The organism is Desulforamulus profundi (assembly GCF_002607855.1).
Genome location: NZ_AWQQ01000088.1, coordinates 168162 through 184919, shown reverse-complemented (window position 1 = coordinate 184919; position 16758 = coordinate 168162). Strand labels below are relative to the sequence as shown.

Annotated in this window: 13 protein-coding genes and 2 pseudogenes; 11 read left to right on the top strand and 4 right to left on the bottom strand. The window is 46.6% G+C overall.

Annotated features, from left to right (window positions below; genetic code table 11):
• Positions 1-95: 95 nt before the first annotated feature.
• From P378_RS13960 to P378_RS13945, 4 genes are all read left to right on the top strand, one after another.
• Positions 96-1181, top strand: coding sequence for a hypothetical protein (locus P378_RS13960; protein ID WP_143338496.1), 1086 nt, complete (start codon positions 96-98; stop codon positions 1179-1181).
• Between the two features lie 10 nt (positions 1182-1191).
• The gene (locus P378_RS13955; RefSeq protein WP_099083673.1) at positions 1192-6108 is read left to right on the top strand and encodes a DEAD/DEAH box helicase; all 4917 of its coding nucleotides are present in this window, start codon (positions 1192-1194) and stop codon (positions 6106-6108) included.
• Between the two features lie 299 nt (positions 6109-6407).
• A complete protein-coding gene (locus P378_RS13950) occupies positions 6408-7226 on the top strand; it encodes a Hachiman antiphage defense system protein HamA (RefSeq protein WP_099083682.1) in 819 nt (272 codons plus the stop codon).
• Positions 7216-10341 carry a DEAD/DEAH box helicase gene (locus tag P378_RS13945; protein ID WP_099083672.1) on the top strand — a complete coding sequence of 1042 codons (3126 nt, stop codon included), beginning with the start codon at positions 7216-7218 and terminating at the stop codon, positions 10339-10341. The genes P378_RS13950 and P378_RS13945 overlap by 11 nt, the downstream gene beginning before the upstream one ends.
• Positions 10342-10453: 112 nt before the next feature.
• Here P378_RS13945 and P378_RS13940 read toward each other — a convergent pair whose 3' ends face one another.
• The 4 genes and pseudogenes from P378_RS13940 to P378_RS22005 all read right to left on the bottom strand — a co-directional run.
• The gene (locus P378_RS13940) at positions 10454-11050 is read right to left on the bottom strand and encodes a Druantia anti-phage system protein DruA (protein WP_099083671.1); all 597 of its coding nucleotides are present in this window, start codon (positions 11048-11050) and stop codon (positions 10454-10456) included.
• Entirely contained in the window at positions 11037-11321 is a 285-nt protein-coding gene (locus P378_RS13935) for a transposase domain-containing protein (protein ID WP_180261111.1), read from the bottom strand. The genes P378_RS13940 and P378_RS13935 overlap by 14 nt, the downstream gene beginning before the upstream one ends.
• A 25-nt stretch (positions 11322-11346) precedes the next feature.
• Positions 11347-11520: a hypothetical protein gene (locus tag P378_RS22010; RefSeq protein WP_238473246.1), complete on the bottom strand. Its 174-nt coding sequence runs from the start codon at positions 11518-11520 to the stop codon at positions 11347-11349.
• 32 nt (positions 11521-11552) lie between these two features.
• Positions 11553-12197: pseudogene (locus P378_RS22005) on the bottom strand (IS66 family transposase); the annotation flags it as partial.
• 138 nt (positions 12198-12335) lie between these two features.
• Between P378_RS22005 and P378_RS19750 the strand changes: the two are divergent.
• The 7 genes and pseudogenes from P378_RS19750 (at position 12336) to P378_RS13900 (ending at position 16758) form a co-directional block, all read left to right on the top strand.
• Positions 12336-12665: a hypothetical protein gene (locus tag P378_RS19750; protein WP_180261109.1), complete on the top strand. Its 330-nt coding sequence runs from the start codon at positions 12336-12338 to the stop codon at positions 12663-12665.
• 21 nt (positions 12666-12686) lie between these two features.
• Complete coding sequence (locus P378_RS13920; protein WP_099083667.1) at positions 12687-12872, top strand: hypothetical protein; 186 nt, start codon at positions 12687-12689, stop codon at positions 12870-12872.
• 288 nt (positions 12873-13160) lie between these two features.
• Positions 13161-13410 (top strand): annotated as a pseudogene (locus P378_RS13915) (transposase); the annotation flags it as partial.
• A gap of 70 nt (positions 13411-13480) precedes the next feature.
• Positions 13481-14020, top strand: a complete 540-nt coding sequence (locus P378_RS13910) for a restriction endonuclease subunit S domain-containing protein (protein WP_207654062.1) — start codon at positions 13481-13483, stop codon at positions 14018-14020.
• A 4-nt stretch (positions 14021-14024) separates the two neighbouring features.
• On the top strand, positions 14025-14837 hold the full coding sequence (locus tag P378_RS23125; protein WP_274378731.1) for a class I SAM-dependent DNA methyltransferase: 813 nt from the start codon (positions 14025-14027) through the stop codon (positions 14835-14837).
• Positions 14804-15538, top strand: coding sequence for an N-6 DNA methylase (locus P378_RS23120; protein ID WP_274378730.1), 735 nt, complete (start codon positions 14804-14806; stop codon positions 15536-15538). The genes P378_RS23125 and P378_RS23120 overlap by 34 nt, the downstream gene beginning before the upstream one ends.
• Positions 15535-16758 (top strand): restriction endonuclease subunit S, encoded by a 1224-nt coding sequence (locus P378_RS13900; RefSeq protein ID WP_099083665.1) that lies wholly within the window; start codon positions 15535-15537, stop codon positions 16756-16758. Before P378_RS23120 ends, P378_RS13900 begins: the two co-directional genes overlap by 4 nt.

Here is a 16758-nt window from a genome sequence, read left to right as displayed (position 1 = left end):
GGGTCTGTTACTCCATTGCTCTAATACATCAATGTCGGTTATAGATAATTGACGTCCTTTTTGCTTTAACATATTAAATTAGCACTCCCTATCTGATGATAGGTATTTATTTCTACAAATATCTCTATTTTCCTTCCTGTTATGCTAAAAATATCTATTTTTGGTTATTATTGTTTGGAGTTTTTCAACAGTCTCCTAGACAAATTGTCGCCACTTATCAGGCCATTGCCAGTCAAGGAAGCTGTGATCGATTCGTTGATTTCAGTTATTATCTAAAACCCTATTTAACGGAAACGAATCAGTTACTGATTTTACAAGCCATAGCCCAATGGGCCCAGGAGGGCCGGCAGTTAGATAAGACGGTCCCGGTGGGCTTGGGACTGGATAAGATGGTAAAAAATTTTGACCTTTTCAACCAACTGGAAGACTGGGAAGTAGATATACTTTGGGCTCACTGGCCCGCCGTCGGTTTTTTAGCTGAACTAAACGGTAGCCGTTATCAATCTCTCTATGACCACATGGAACAGTATTTCAGCAGACCCGGTTTGGAGTTGTTATTCGGTAGACCTGCTCTGGGCCCATTCAGAAGAAAAAGCGGCGAGGTCTGCCGGCAAACCCTGCCGAACTGCCTCAATAAGCTCTTTAGCTTTGAATGCATCTGCAACTCCATCCTGCCGAAGGTTCCTAAGCCTATAATAGGAGATTTTGACAGCGCAAACCTCATCGCCCAAAAGGACCTGGAGGAACTACAGCTGCTCTTTGAAAATATCGGCCTGTACCCCGAAGGTCTCTTCCACAGTGATTTTATCGCCAACGAAATTTATAGCTGGTTGATCGGGATCAAGCAAGATAAATCGGAAGAACGCTTTGACAGTCTGACAAAACAATACCTAGCTGCCGCCGACGCAGAGCTTGACGAATGGCAGCAGAAAGAAATTATTAACGTTGATATAATCAACACGCTCAAGAAAAGGCGTTGCTCCTTTAAAGGTACCCTGCCCCTGGTGAATTTCCCCTACCTGGTCAGCTTTTGCGCTTTACGTAGGCGTCTTCTGGCCCGGGACCTGGTAGAGGAACGCCCTCTTTGGGAACCGATCCTCTACGAAGTGGTTAGATCCTGTCCAGACCTGTACGGCCATGACCTTTGTCTTTTTGAAATACTCTTAAACGTTTGGTTATAGGAGGGTAACGATGGGCTTAAACCCAATAGATGTAACAAAGCACATCAATGACTCCTACTTCCGCTATCTAGCCACCACCTTTAATATTTCGGATGCGGAATTGCAGGAACAACTAACAGAGGAACTGAGAAAGCCTGAACGGTTTGTAAAAGGGCCTTACTTGGAGATTACCCCAGCCTTTCAAACAGGCAAGTGTATTCGTCAGCTAATTAAAGAGGGCCTCTTGTCCACAGGGTTTCAGAAGTTCGGGAACACTCTGGACTTAGACAGGCCCTTATACCAGCACCAGGAAGAGGCCAGCCAAAAAATCGTCGGTAAACAGAGGAACTTAATTGTCGCTACCGGCACCGGTTCCGGCAAAACCGAAGCGTTCTTAATCCCCATATTACATCATCTCCTGGTGGAGCATGAGCAGAAAAAACTGGCCCCAGGTGTTCGGGCACTTTTGTTGTACCCCATGAATGCCCTGGCCAACGACCAGATGAAGAGACTGCGCAGGTTGTTGCGGGACACCCCCTTCATTACCTTTGGACGGTACACTGGTGAAACAAAGGAAACCAATCAACTGGCAGAAAAACACTTCCGGCAGCATTTCCCCAAAGAAGAAAGGATACCCAACGAGCTGCTGTCCCGGGAAGAAATGCGGGAGAAGCCACCCCACATTTTACTGACCAACTACGCCATGCTGGAGTTTCTTCTGATGCGGCCGGCAGACTGCACCTTCTTTGAAAACCACTGGGGGCCTACCTGGAGGTTTATTGTCCTTGACGAAGCCCATAGCTACAACGGGGCCAAAGGCATAGAGATGGCCATGCTACTGAGGCGGCTCAAAGACCGTGTGGTGCAAGGGCAAAAAGGAGTTTTGCGGTGTATCGCCACCAGCGCCACGTTGGGTCGCGGCCGGGAAGACTTCCCGGCAGTGGTCCAGTTTGGGGAGAAACTCTTTGGCGAGGCCTTTGAATGGGTTCCCGGGGAGCCCGGACGACAGGACGTGATCGAAGCCACCCGGTTACCTGTCAATGAACTGGGGCGTCCCTGGGGTAAACTAGACCCACAATTCTACCTGGACCTTTGGCAAGCTCTCCAGGAAAACCGCCTGGATTTCAACACTTTGCTTGATGTCGCCAAAACCTACTGCTTGCCAACGGAGGTCATCACCTCCGCTGTCAATAAGGCCGGCGAAAACCGGGACTTGAAGCGTTTACTCTACGAAATTTTGAAGAAGGACGAAACCCTCTTTAAGGTAAGGGAGGCACTGAAAAATCCTTCGTCCCTGATCACAGTGGCCGGTTCTATCTTCGGCGGGATCAAACTGGTGGCAGAGGACCTTGCGGAGCACGTAACCGGAAAGAAGGTCCAGGCTTATTTGGTTGCTTTCGTAGACCTGGCTGTGCTGGCCAAACCGGGGGATGGAGACCAACCCCTGTTACCCGCTCGCTACCATTTATTTGTCCGGGCTCTGGAGGGCGCTTTTCTCTCCCTGTGGCCGGCCAAAAAACTATATCTTGACCGAAAAAAATCAATTACCGATAACGGCCAGGAGTTCCCGGTCTTTGAACTGGGCACTTGCAAACGCTGCGGCCAGGAATACATTGTAGGGGCAATTACGCCGGAAAACCGGCTGGCACAGCCTCAAAACAGTGAAAGCTATGAAAAATTGGACTGCTTTTTAATCCGCCGCCGTGGTCAGGAAGACCCGGTTGCCGATGAGGATGAAGAAGTGTTGGCAGCTTCAACCGATGAAGACGACACCTGCTCCGAGATCTATGAGCTTTGCTCTATTTGTGGCTATATCAGGCTGAAAAACTCATCCATGAAGGGCTGCCTCTGCCAGCAGCCGGCGGAAGAGAGAATATGGCTACTGCAAAGGCTTGTAATCCCAAAGGGTAACAAACAACAAAAATGCCTGTCCTGTGGCGCTCGGGCGGAAGATCTCATCATGCGTTTTATAACGGGCCAGGATGCACCGACCGCAGTTTTGGCGACCGCCCTTTATGAAAAGGTGCCGGTGAAGTTGGACGAGGTTATACCTCCGGTACAGTTTGACAAGGAGAGCGGCGAAGACGATGAATTCAGTGATGACTTTATTGAGGCCAAAGTGGAAAAAACCAAGGATGAGCACGGCCGGAAACTTTTAGTCTTCTCCGATAGCCGGCAGGATGCGGCCTTCTTTGCTCCCTATCTCAACCGCACTTACCAGCAGATCCTCTGGCGCCGGCTGACGGTAAAGGTTTTACAGGGGACAGGCCTTCCTGCTCTGCGTGTTAACGACCTTGTTCCCCTCTTGACCAAAGAGGCGGAGAACTCGGGCCTTTTCAGTCACTACCAGAGCCATTCTGAACGCCAGGCCGAGGCGTATCGCTGGGTGATGTCGGAATTGCTCGCCATAGATAAAGGCCATAGCCTTGAGGGCCTGGGTTTGTTGAAAATCCAAGCGGTGAAGCCCCAAAACTGGAAGCCGGTATCCTATTTCACCAATACCCTCAAATGGGATGAGAACAAGACCTGGCAGCTCCATCAAATGCTATTGAACAGTTTCCGTCACCAAGGAGCCATCACCTTTCCGGAGGACATCTCGCCCAAGGATACCCATTTTGCACCCCGCAACCGGCAGCATTTTTTTAGAAAGGATGGGGCCTCACCAAAGGACGGGGTATTTGCCTGGCTCCCCTCGGCGAACAAACTAAATGCTCGGATAGATTACCTTTCAAGAATTTTCATTCGGACGGGTATGGAAGCTCAAGAAGCCCAGGAAGAGTGTAGAAGGGTACTGGGGAAAGGATTCTGGGAGATTTTCACCAAAGCAGGTTCGCCCACTTGGAATTACCACTTCAGGGTTACCAACAAAAAGGAGACCGGTCCGGTTTATCAAGTGGACTACCGAATGTGGGAAATTTCACCCTCTAGGGCTGGGGACAAGTGGTATCGCTGCACCGCCTGTGGCACAGTCTCCTCGATTAACCTGGAAGGCGTATGCCCCAAGTACCGTTGCCAGGGCACACTGGTGGAAGTGAACCTGGACCAGTCTCTAGCCAACAACCATTACCGCCATCTCTATTTAAACAGCGTGCCCATCCCTATGGTCGTGGAAGAGCACACCGCCCAGCTCACCGGTGAAGCAGCAGCGGAGCTGCAGGAGAAGTTTTCAAATGGTGAAGTAAACGTGCTGAGTTGCTCTACAACCTTTGAAATGGGGGTAGACGTCGGTGAGCTTGAGGTGGTCTTCATGCGCAACGTGCCACCGGAAACCGCCAACTATGTACAACGAGCGGGGCGGGCCGGCCGGCGCACCGAGTCCACTGCTTTTTCCCTCACCTATGCTCAACGGAGGCCTCACGATTTAAATTACTTCGCCCAGCCCGAAAACATGATCGCTGGCCTCATTCACCCACCCCATTTCGAAATGACCAATGAAAAAATCGTCTTGCGACATGTAAACGCGGTTGCCTTATCACGGTTTTTCCGTCTTTACCGCGAATACTTCAATAACGTGGACGCCTTTTTCCGGCCGGAAGAGCCAACTGGTGGGTTGGAAGAATTCTCGAAGTTTATTGAAACAAGGCCAGTGGAAGTTTTAGAGTCGCTAAAAAATATTGTTCCCACCAAGATAGCACCCCAGATTGGACTAACGGAATGGGCATGGGTAGAAAACCTCCTCTCAGAGGATAAGGGGGTTTTAGTGAGGGCCGCCCAAGAAGTAAAGGAGGATGTCATTAAACTCTGGGAAGAAAAACAGCGGTTGGATGAAGCAAAATTAAAATCAGATTATTTATTGGATATCATTAGTACCATTAAAAACCGCAATTTACTAAGCTACCTCTGCTCAAGAAATGTGTTGCCAAAGTACGGTTTTCCAGTGGACGTGGTGGAACTAAAAATCAACTCCCACACTGTCGAAGCCGCCAGGCTATCTTTGGACAGGGACTTGCGGATTGCCATCTCGGAATATGCTCCTGGGAGCCAGGTGGTAGCCGGGGGTCGGTTGTGGACCAGCACCGCTCTCAAACGTGTTCCCAAACTGGGCTGGGATGAGTATTACTATAGCGTTTGCAAAAAATGCGGCCGTTACCATAGCTCCAGGATTAGCGGGGACCTTTCAAAACAGTGCCAGGCTTGTGCTGAGCCCTTAGAACCCCCCGTCAGGTTCATCGTACCTATCTTCGGGTTTATGACCAGCCAGGAAAAGCCTGAGATCCCCGGTGAGAAAAGGCCCCATCGCAGCTATAGCTCCCGGGTCTACTTTGCAGAATATTACAAGGACTTGGAAGAAAAGTATAAGCACCGGGCCGATGAAATCCGGGAAGGTCAGATCGGTCTTAAACAATGCCAGTTGCTTTGGCACTATTCCCCATTTGGGAAGCTGGCGGTTGTCAACCGTGGTGGCAAAGAGGGTGGCTTTAAGCTTTGCTTTGTATGTGGATATGCCGTGCAAGCAGGGAAAAAATCTTCCAAAAAGCCCAAGCCCCACAAAAGGCCCAGCGGGTCTCAGTGTGATGGAACGTTGCAATTTTGCCACCTTGGACATGAATTTATGTCCGACACCGTGGAGCTACGCTTTGAGGGGGTGTCCAGTAAACCCCACGAATTCTGGCTGTCCCTCTTATATGCCTTACTTGAGGGTGCCAGCAGTGCCCTGTCCATCGCCCGAACGGACATTGACGGCTGCCTGTATTATTACGGCAACCTAGGTACAAACCCGGCCATAGTCATATTCGATAATGTCCCGGGCGGTGCAGGACATGCAAAGCGTATTGGTCCAGAAATGCGAAAGGTCTTATGGGGGGCTCTACAGCGAGTTAACGGGCAATGTGGCTGTGGGGAAGAGACCTCTTGCTACGGATGCCTTAGAAACTTTCATAACCAGTTTTGCCACGATCAATTGGTTCGGGGTGCGGTAAAAGAATTCATCATACAAATTTTAGGTTAAAAATCTTTTCATATAAATGTGGCAAAATTGTGTAGAGAAGGTTGCTGGCTTTACCCGCTCAGAGAATGAATTTGGAGGGATCTGGTCGATTATTATTTATGACCGATTTTATATGCTGTAACTCATGAAGAGGCAGAGCGAATTGTCAGAGAGAGATAATGACTTACAACCACGAAGATATTCTCGCAAGCTATGCAGTGACTGGAACAGATATTATGGGTTAAATAGTTAAATAGGATTGTAAACTAAGCCACAGGAGATCCTTGTGGACTTGATTGTTAAAGGAGTGGGCATTTGTAATGCCATGGACTTCGCAACATCTCAAGTGGCTCGTGAATACGGGTAAACAACTGATGACGATTGATGGCAAGCCCGTGGAGATATGGGAATTTCGTCATGAAAATGATGAAGAAGTTCTGTCTGCTTGGGCGAAGCACTTCCGAAATCACTATTGTCTTGACAATGAAATAGATTATTACAGGCGGGGATATGGTTACTCTCGTACTGAGTATTTAAACAAAATCAAATTTCCTGACCTCACTGCCCCTCCAGGCCCAAGTATTCGTTCCGGTGATTTTGGTGAAGTGTTGGTAGCGGATTATCTCGAGTATATTCTCAAATTCTGGGTACCCCGTACTCGTTATGGAGATAAAACAATTCGTAATGAATCTACAAAAGGTTGTGACATTATAGGTTTCAGGATCCAAAGGGATGGGCAAGACTCAAGGCATGATACACTTGCAATTTTTGAGGCAAAAGCACAATTTACTGGGCGAGAGGCAAAACCAAGACTTCAAAATGCAGTAGATGATTCTGCGAAAGATATTACAAGAAAAGGAGAGTCATTAAACGCAATTAAACAACGCTTATTTGAAACAAAAATGCTTCAAGAAGCTAATCGCATTGAAAGATTCCAGAACCCGGAGGATCGTCCATATGAAGAAGTTTTTGGAGCTGTAGCGCTATTCTCTACAAATATTTTTGTTACAAATACTGTGTCAGATACCAACGCTAATGGGCATCCGAACGCGAGAAATCTTAAGCTTCTTGTCATTCACGGTGACGCAATGATGGATCTCGTCCATGAGCTTTATAGGAGGGCTGCGGATGAAGCCTGAAAGAAGGTCACAATTACTCCTAGGGGTTACTCGATCAAAGGCAAAGATGTACGAATATGGAGTTCCTGAAGAGCATCATATCAAAATTATTCGAGATCCATCAAGGCTTTTTACTTTGGCTATAGGCTTGCTAGGCGATCACGCAGCGCGAACAAATTCGGAAGAGGTCAAAGAGATTTATCTGAAGGAGTTACAAAACCACCTTCAGTTTTCGGCTCACTTTTTTGATGCATTTTTGCAGTCTCGACTTAATGCAGATCTTAAACCCTATCTCTTGCTTTTAGGAGCTGCTTCCTACTTTTTATGTGATTTGCCTGGTAGTTCAAGTGTCCTAGCAAACCGCCTCGGTAAGGACCACTATGATCTAGAGTGCTTAGGACTGGAAGATTTGCTGCGTTGGCTCCTTCAGAGAGATTTTTCAACATACTTTGATGAATCAGAAGGAATCTATGCAGAATACATTAATGGAATTTCACAATGGATTGTACACTATTTTGAGAATGGTAATGGTGAGGATACTCTTTTTGAATTGACTAATCATCTCAGAAAGGCCGCTTACGTTAGTGGTACACCACGACAGTTACTTTTTGCCGATGTTATCAGTGCTGTTGTGAAGAAACTTTATATGAATTCTGGCTGGTACTGTTTACCACGTTATACTGACCTTAGTGTTGAACAATGGCAAAATGCGCTAAAGAAAGACACTTTCGTTCGAGAATTATGGCCAGCCCAACACCTTCTTGGTGAGCATGGTGTTTTTCGAGGGAAGTCAGCAGTAATTCAGATGCCGACGAGTGCAGGAAAAACCAAAGCTACTGAAATTATTATACGTAGTGCTTTTCTTTCAGAGCGGACGTCCCTTGCTGTGATCGTCGCTCCATTTAGATCCTTGTGCCATGAAATCAGAAACAGCCTCATTGAAGCTTTTCAAAATGAGTCTGTGAATATAGATGAACTTTCAGATGTGTTTCAATTTGATTTTGAAATTGAGGAACTGTTAGGAAGAAAGCAAATTCTCATCGTTACTCCTGAAAAGCTAATCTATGTACTCCGCCATGTTCCTGAGTTGGCTCAAAATATTGGCTTACTAATCTATGATGAGGGACATATGTTCGACAACGGAACGCGTGGGATCACCTACGAACTACTCCTGACATCACTTAAGTCAATGGTTCCGAAAGGAATTCAGACAGTATTAATATCAGCAGTAATCAGTAATGCCGAAGCTGTCGGTAATTGGTTAAATAAGGAGGATTTCGAAGTAGTCTCTGGTACTAACCTAATACCAACTTACCGAACGGTAGCCTTTGCTAGTTGGTTGGACCAACTAGGACGTTTAGAATTCGTGACCACAGAAGATCCTAATAACGTGGAGTTCTTTGTCCCGAGAATTATCGAAGCGCAACAACTCCAACTTAGAATAAGAGAGCGCAAGCAGCGCTTATTTCCAGAGAAGAATGATGGGCAGACTATTGCACTATATCTAGGACTAAAGCTTGTTCCAAATGGCAGTGTAGCGGTTTTTGTGGGCAAAAAGTCCACCGCCTCTAGTTTATGTGAAAAGGTTGTTGATGCATATAATCGAGGCCTTGCTTTTGCAAAACCTATTGATTTTTCAGACCAAGATGAAATTAGCCGATTATATTTCCTTCACGAGTGCAATCTAGGAGCTGAAGCCACAGCAACACAGGGTGCCAGTCATGGTATCTTTACCCATCATGGAAATATTCCACAAGGAATTCGACTTTCCGTTGAGCATGCTATGAAGGAAGGTTTAGCAAGGTTTGTTATTTGCACGTCCACTTTGGCTCAAGGAGTGAACCTTCCAATCCGATATCTTATAGTAACTAGTATTTATCATGGCACTGAACGTATCAAGGTTCGCGATTTTCATAATTTGATCGGTCGTGCTGGTCGTTCGGGAATGCATACGGAAGGTAGCATTATTTTTGCTGATCCATTTATCTTTGATAAGCGGAATGTATGGAAGGAGAGGTGGCGGTGGTGGCAGGTTAACGAGCTACTAAATCCTGATAATTCCGAACCTTGCGCTAGTACACTTTTATCAATTTTTGAGCCATTATACAGTGATAATTATAAAAATACTATTCCGATGGAACCTCTTAGCTTTGTTCAATACTATATTCAGGATCCTTCGACTGTGGATACTCTTCCAGGAAGAATTGCTTCGGATTTTGTAGAGATGGGTTTTACAAAAGAAGGATTGCAAAGACAGATTACATGGAAGATGAACATTATCTCGTCTATTGAAAGCTATTTAATGGCGCATTGGGACGACACTAATATGGGGCTTAAGGAAGATGAGATAGCGGAACTTGCTGAAGGAACGCTTGCATATTTCTTAGCCGAGGATGAACAGCGAGAGCTGATTGTAGAGCTTTTCAAACTACTTGCAAGTCATATTGCACAAAGAGTTCCAGAAGTGGCAAAAAGAAAGTTGTTTGGAAAAACTTTATATGGCGTCTGGACTTCTATTACGATTGAAGATTGGGTGAGACAACATATCGAGGAACTAATTGCTTGTAATTCTCATGATGAACTACTTGTAACTTTATGGCCTATTTTATATGACAATATTCAAAATATCACATTTAAAAAGTGTGATAGACCAGAGGTTTTAATTAATATTGCATCCAGTTGGATTAATGGAGAACCCTACTACAAGTTATATGAGATTATCAAAGATTCGGGTGCTAGACTCATTAGCAAAACGCGACTGCGACATTTCGATTTGGAGAATGTTATCGATATCTGTGATAATGCCTTGGCTTATGGCGGAACACTTGTTCTCGGGGCTATTGTTGAACTTGTAGAACTTATATATCCAGAAAATAACGATAATATCATTAGCAACCTTCAGGAGTTGCAAAAAAGACTGAAATATGGTTTACCTTATACTTCGGCAATTATGTTTTATGAATTGGGATTTGCTGACCGTATTATAGCAATGGATTTAAGTTTAACTGTGGATGTTTCACCTTCGCCCAAGAACGTTATTATTCGGAAGGTCAAGCAAAATGTGCAAGCTGTTCGTGAATTGCTAAGAAAATATCCATCTTATTTTAATATGGTATTAAATAACATTTTAGGATAAAAAGGAAATCGGTTTAAATTAAAATTGCAGTAATGAAAAAGCAATATCTGACAGGAAGCTTTTCTCTACAGGCCAAAGGATTCCTATATTAACTGGCATGTAAGAGAAGTATTTAGAGGATCAGAAAGCGGGAGTTATCGACCACCAGATGCAGATTCTGCACCCGGCGCTCTGTACTCCAGCCAATCCAGGCATCCCTGGGCGCCACCTTCCAGGCCGCGGCAGAAAAGCCGATAGCGCAGAGATAGCCTGCCGGAGAGTTGATCAGATAGCGGACCTGGGCGCCCGGCAGAGGAGTGTAGCCAAGATAGTGATAGCGGTCGATCAACTCGTTCCAGAGGAAGGAGTCCTTTTTGGAGACAACACGCTGCAGTTCCAGAGGCAACAGCGACTGTACCGGGCCGGCGATCTTCTCCCTGGCCTTACCCTGCTCCGTCCGGCGAGAGAACTTCCGTCCGTTGCCATTGCTCTTCCTGGGTTCCGGCAAGGTAATTAGGCCGGATCGGTGCAGCCTTAAGAGCAGCACCTTGCAGCTCATGTTTTTGAGACCTCCATCCGGCTTGAACCAGGACCATGCACGACAGATATCCCGGGAGATCTGCTCCCGGGTTGCTGAGGGATCAGAAGCAATGATCTGACGGATCATCTCGATGTCGTCAAGGGTAAGAGACCGGCCGCAGATAGAAAGCGGGAAATCAGCCAGGACCATGATGCTTCCTCCCGGTTCGCATTCCATACTCCCGGATGATCACATCCGGAATGTTCCACGGCAGGAACTGCTCCAAGTCCGGCGGGGGACCATTGTTGCTGGCGCAGGCATCCAGGTAATACTTGAGATACGCCTCGACATTCAGGTCATTCCTGGCCGCCGTCTGCAGGATCGACATGGAGGCCGCCAGCAGTTTGCCGCTCCACTCGGAGTGGATGCCGTAGTAGTTCTTGCGTCCTAGGGCGCCCGGTCTTAAGCATCGCTCGGCCAAATTGTTGTCCATGGGAACATAGGGATTATCGACAAAGACGGTCAGAACGTCCCAAATCTTTTGGGGCGCTGTTTAACACCTTCTGCTGCTGCCAGTGCAGGTTGGAATCTTCCAGTTCGGCGCGGATCGATTGTAGCATCGATTCCAGGGCGCCCTCCAGCGCCGACTGAGCAGCTTTGAAGAGTTCCGGTTTATCCAATACGGCCAGCCGCCATAGCTGAGGCGATAGATCTCGGCGATCCTGGCCACCCAGAGATCCGCCCATGCCTTCAGGCAGTTCAGCGATTTGCCGGCATCGAGGAAATCCCGGCGGAAGTGGGACCAGTAGAGCGCTCTCACCAATCCCTCAATGAGAGCTACAAGCTTGCTGTAGGCGGAGAACCTGTCGCAGTTTACAGTGCCCCTGGCGTTCTCGCCGAAATGTTTCAGGGGGACATTGCTGGAGCGGGACTGATCGAGGACAAACACCACCGTCATGGGAGAGACAAAGACCCACAGCCACCAGTGTCAGCCCTGCTTGTCGGGTACCTGGACAAAGTGCATCCAGCCAGTCTCGTCGACATGCCAGTGGTCTTCACTGCGGTTGACTTCCGCCAGCAAGAGATAGAGGGGCGCAAGGAGCGGCTCCAGCTTCTTCAGCATCCCTGTCAGGGTACCCTCGCTGATTTCAAGTCCCTGCATCCGCATGATCATGGACATCCGGTGCAATGGGATCTGGAAAAAGAATTTCATGACCAGGATATGGGCCAGAAGAGCGTTGGAGAATTTCCCCTTGGGTATGACCTGGGGCGGCTTGGGAGCGGTGACAGATCTCTGGCCGCGGCAGTTGCAGATGTTGAAGGCCTTCTGGCGTATATGCTTCTTGAGTACGAGCATTATCTCATAGTCGATCTCGTAAGATACTTCATAGAGGTTGGTGATCTTCCGGCGTTTCCCGCAGATATGGCAATACAACTGATCATCCGGGATCTTATGAAACACTTCGACCTCGGGAATGTTGGGGATCTTGCGTCCATGGCCCTTATGACCGAATCTGGCGCCCCGCTTCCTGCCTTGATCTGGCGCACGATCATTGGCGCTATCGCGACCACCTGTTTGTTGATCACTTTGAGCTGCCGGCTTCTTTTCGGAGGAACGGCCAAAAATGGTGCTATTGCGCTTGTTGAGCAGTGCCATCAGGCGCTCATTATCCTCCGCCAACTGCTGTTTTTCTTTCTGGATTTGCTCTATTTGAGCGGTGAGATGATCTATCACGCTATCCTTTTGCCTGACAATCAGGCAATCAGGAAAAGAGCAAATAATGGCGTTTACAAGACGGGTCAGATTTTCTTGAAGGCAAAATAAATATTTTATAGGAGTTTCGTTATGGTAAAAGATGGATATAAGTATAAGTTTACAATTGTTGAGTATTATTTTGATACGCCAGAGAAGATGAAAGTATACGAGTGTATTTGTAACATACTTGAACAATTTGGCATTGACGCTTGGCTAAATTTTAGAAATCAGATGATAATAAGAGAAACAGTAAAAATTGATGAGCGACACGGTTAGTAACGCATCAACCGTTCCTTATTAAATTACTGTATAAGTATCTAAAGGAAGCGAGGTTCGCTCCGTAGCGAACATACCCGCTTCCTTTAATTTTTATGGGAAGGTGGTTGGGTACCAACACGAAAGAAATTGTGGCCGCTGATGAGAGTGGTATGATTACACGGCATTACGGGGACTGCGTGAATTGCGGCGCTAAGGGGACCATGAAGGTTTACGAGTGTAACTTTGCTTCATGGAAGCAGGTTGAGAAGAGCTGCTCTATTTGTTTATTCTTGGAGAGGAAGGTCCAAAACAGAGATTCAGTTATGCGTTATACACCAAATCCGCAATTCCTTGAAATATGTGCCATACAAGGAACAAAAAGAGTTAATGGCGGATCTCAAGAAGATATACCAGGCCCTGACCATCGAGGAAGCAGAGTTGGCCTTTACGCACATTCAAAGAAAAGTGGGGCAAAAGGCACCCCATAATTATCAGGTCATGGGAAAATAACTGGGTTGAACTGACAGCTTATTTTAAATATCCGTATCAGATCCGCTGCAATTGGGACGTACCGCCACCGTCTCATTGGCTCGCCTTTCCGGTTTGTGGTGTCATAGGAAAGTTTGGTGGCCCACCCGTTTGGGAAAAAACTTTCCTTCCTGTGCTGGCTGTTTGATAGTTCTACCCGGAATCATACGTACCGGAAAGAGCCGGTCACTGTGGATGGGATTCTGCAAGAGGAAGATGAAAGTGCAACCTACCGGGATGCCTACCTTCTGATCAGTGATCTCATTTTTCGTTCTCGTGGGCAAGTAACATCATCTGCTATATTGACTGATGATCCTGGTAAAGCAGTTGTTGCAGCTCCCCTTCTGCGGATTCGGGTAAAGAGTAATTTTGTTATTCCCGAGTATCTCAATTGGTTTATCAATCAGGAACCGGCACAAGCCCTTCTGGCCAGTTGTGCGGAAGGAACCGCGCTGAAGATGATTAACAAACAGGCATTGGAGAATCTTGATGTTTTCATCCCCCCGATTGCGCGGCAAAGAACAATTATAACGGTAGCTACTTACGAGGAGGAAGAACAATTTCTGATTAAAAAGATTGCGAGCAAACGCAGGCAGTACATTGCATCAACATTAATGAAACTGGCTAAAGGAGAATGAAAAAATGGATACTATTAAAATCGATCAGAAAGATATTAACAATGCCGCGTGGGCGGCCTGCGACACTTTCCGTGGCGTTGTCGATCCCGCACAGTACAAGGATTACATACTGGTAATGCTGTTTTTGAAATACATCTCGGATGTATGGAAAGATCATTATGAAGAGTATCGCAAGCAGTATGGTGACGATGATGTTCGAATTCGTAGAAAACTGGAGCGTGAGCGCTTTGTTTTACCGAAAGGCGCAAGCTTCTATGACCTCTATGAACAACGTAACGAGGCCAATATTGGTGAGTTGATTAACGAAGCTCTTGATGCTGTTGAAGAGGCCAATAAGGCCAAGCTTGAAGGCGTGTTCCGCAATATCGACTTCAACAGCGAGGCCAACCTCGGCAAAACGAAGGACCGCAACCGCCGCCTCAAGATGCTGCTGGAGGATTTCAACAAGCCGCAGCTTGATATGAGGCCCAGCCGAGTTTCCGAGGATGTCATCGGCAATACGTATATCTACTTAATTGAACGCTTTGCATCTGATTCCGGTAAAAAGGCCGGCGAGTTCTATACTCCTCATAAAGTGTCGGAGCTGGTGGCCAAGCTGGCCGGTCCCAAACCTGGAGACCGCATTTGCGACCCAGCCTGCGGTTCCGGTGGTCTTTTGATTGAAGCGGCCCGTGAAGTAAAGGATCGAAATTTCGCTCTCTTCGGTATGGAGGTGAACGGAAGTACCTGGGCACTGGCACGTATGAATATGTTCCTGCATGGGGCGGACAGTGCCCGCATCGAATGGTGCAATACGCTCACCAGCCTGCGCTGGTAGAAAATGACCGTCTAATGAAATTCAATATTGTAGTTGCCAACCCGCCATTCTCGCTGGACAAATGGGGTGCCGATGAAGCCGAAAGCGATCGCTTCAATCGTTTCTGGCGCGGGGTTCCGCCCAAGAGCAAAGGAGACTGGGCCTTCATCAGCCACATGGTGGAGGCTGCGCTGGAAAAGGAAGGTCGCGTGTCTGTTGTGGTGCCGCATGGCGTTCTGTTCCGTGGAGCTGCCGAAGGCCGTATCCGGCAGAGCATGATTGAAGAAAATCTGCTGGATGCCGTTGTTGGACTGCCGGGAAACCTATTCCCAACCACCAATATCCCGGTGGCCATTCTGGTCTTTGACCGTAGCCGGGAAAAAGGCGGGGCTAACGAAAGTCGCAAGGATGTGCTTTTTATTGACGCCAGCCAGGATTATCTGCCTGGTAAGAACCAGAACGCCCTTTCGGATGAACATATCCAAAAGATCGTAGACGCCTATAAAGCCCGTGAGAATGTAGATAAATATGCTTATTTAGCCACCTTTGAGGAAATTAAAAAGAACGATTTCAATCTCAATATTCCCCGCTATGTTGACACTTTTGAGGAAGAGGAGGAAATCGACATCTATGCTGTGCAGCGGGAAATCGAGCAGTTGGAAAATGAACTGGCTGATGTTCGAGCAAAGATGGCAGAAAAAATCAAGGAGGCTGGAGTATGAGTGCTAATCAACTCTCGTTACATCCACTGAGGAGGGAAAGGTTACCCAAAGGGTGGCAGTTGCTTCCTGTCGGTAAAGTTTTAGTCGATTCTCAGTACGGTACCAATACCTCTGCCTCAGAAAATGGTAACACAAATGTACTAGGTATGAAGGATATTCAAAATGGAAGTATACTGACCACTAATCTTATTTGCGCTAACCTGTCAAAAGAAGAACGATCAAAGTACATTCTTAAAAAAGGCGATATTTTAATAAATAGAACAAATAGCTATGACCTCGTCGGTAAAGTTGGAATTTTCGATTCGGATGATGAAGTAGTGTTTGCATCATATTTGGTAAGGCTTAAAGTCAATGAAAAGTTAATTATCCCAGAATTTTTGAATTACTGGCTTAACAGTTATAGTGCACAAAAGACTATAAAACGCATTGCGACGAGAGCTGTTGGCCAAGCTAACATAAATCCGACTGAATTCAAAAAACACTGCTTTGTTCCGGTTCCGCCACTCTTTGAACAAAAAGAAATTGTTTCTCTTTTAAAATGCTGTTCGAGTGTCATCGAAAAGATTGAGCAACTTATTACAGCCAAGGAGAAGCAGTTTACTTGGCTAATAAAGACCTTAATTAGTGGGCAGTGCGAGCAATGGGAGCATTTAAGAGCAGAAGAGCTTTTCGACAATGTTACAGAAAAACACCACCCTGAGGAAGAGTTGCTTTCGGTTACACAAGATCGAGGGGTAATTCCTCGACGAATGCTTGAAGGTCGAGTAATGTCTCCTGAAGGAAGTACGTCATCTTATAAGCTAGTTCAAGAAGGTGACTTTGTTATCAGCCTTCGTTCATTTCAAGGAGGGATTGAATACTCCCGCTATAGAGGGATAGTTAGTCCGGCATATACAATTCTCCGCCCCAAGGTAGTATTGCATGACGAATTTTACAGGCACTTTTTCAAGTCATACATATTTATAGAAAAATATCTTCGAATTGCTGTAATTGGAATTAGGGATGGTAAACAAATCAGTATTCAAGACTTTTTGACTATAAAGATTCCCTACCCCTCAATGGAGCAGCAACAGATAATAGCGGAGGTCTTGAATACTGCACAGCAGGAAATCAATCTTCTAAAAAGACTGGCTGATTCCTACCGCAAGCAAAAGCGCGGCCTGATGCAAAAACTACTGACTGGGCAGTGGCAGGTAAACACTGACAAGGAGGCATTTTAA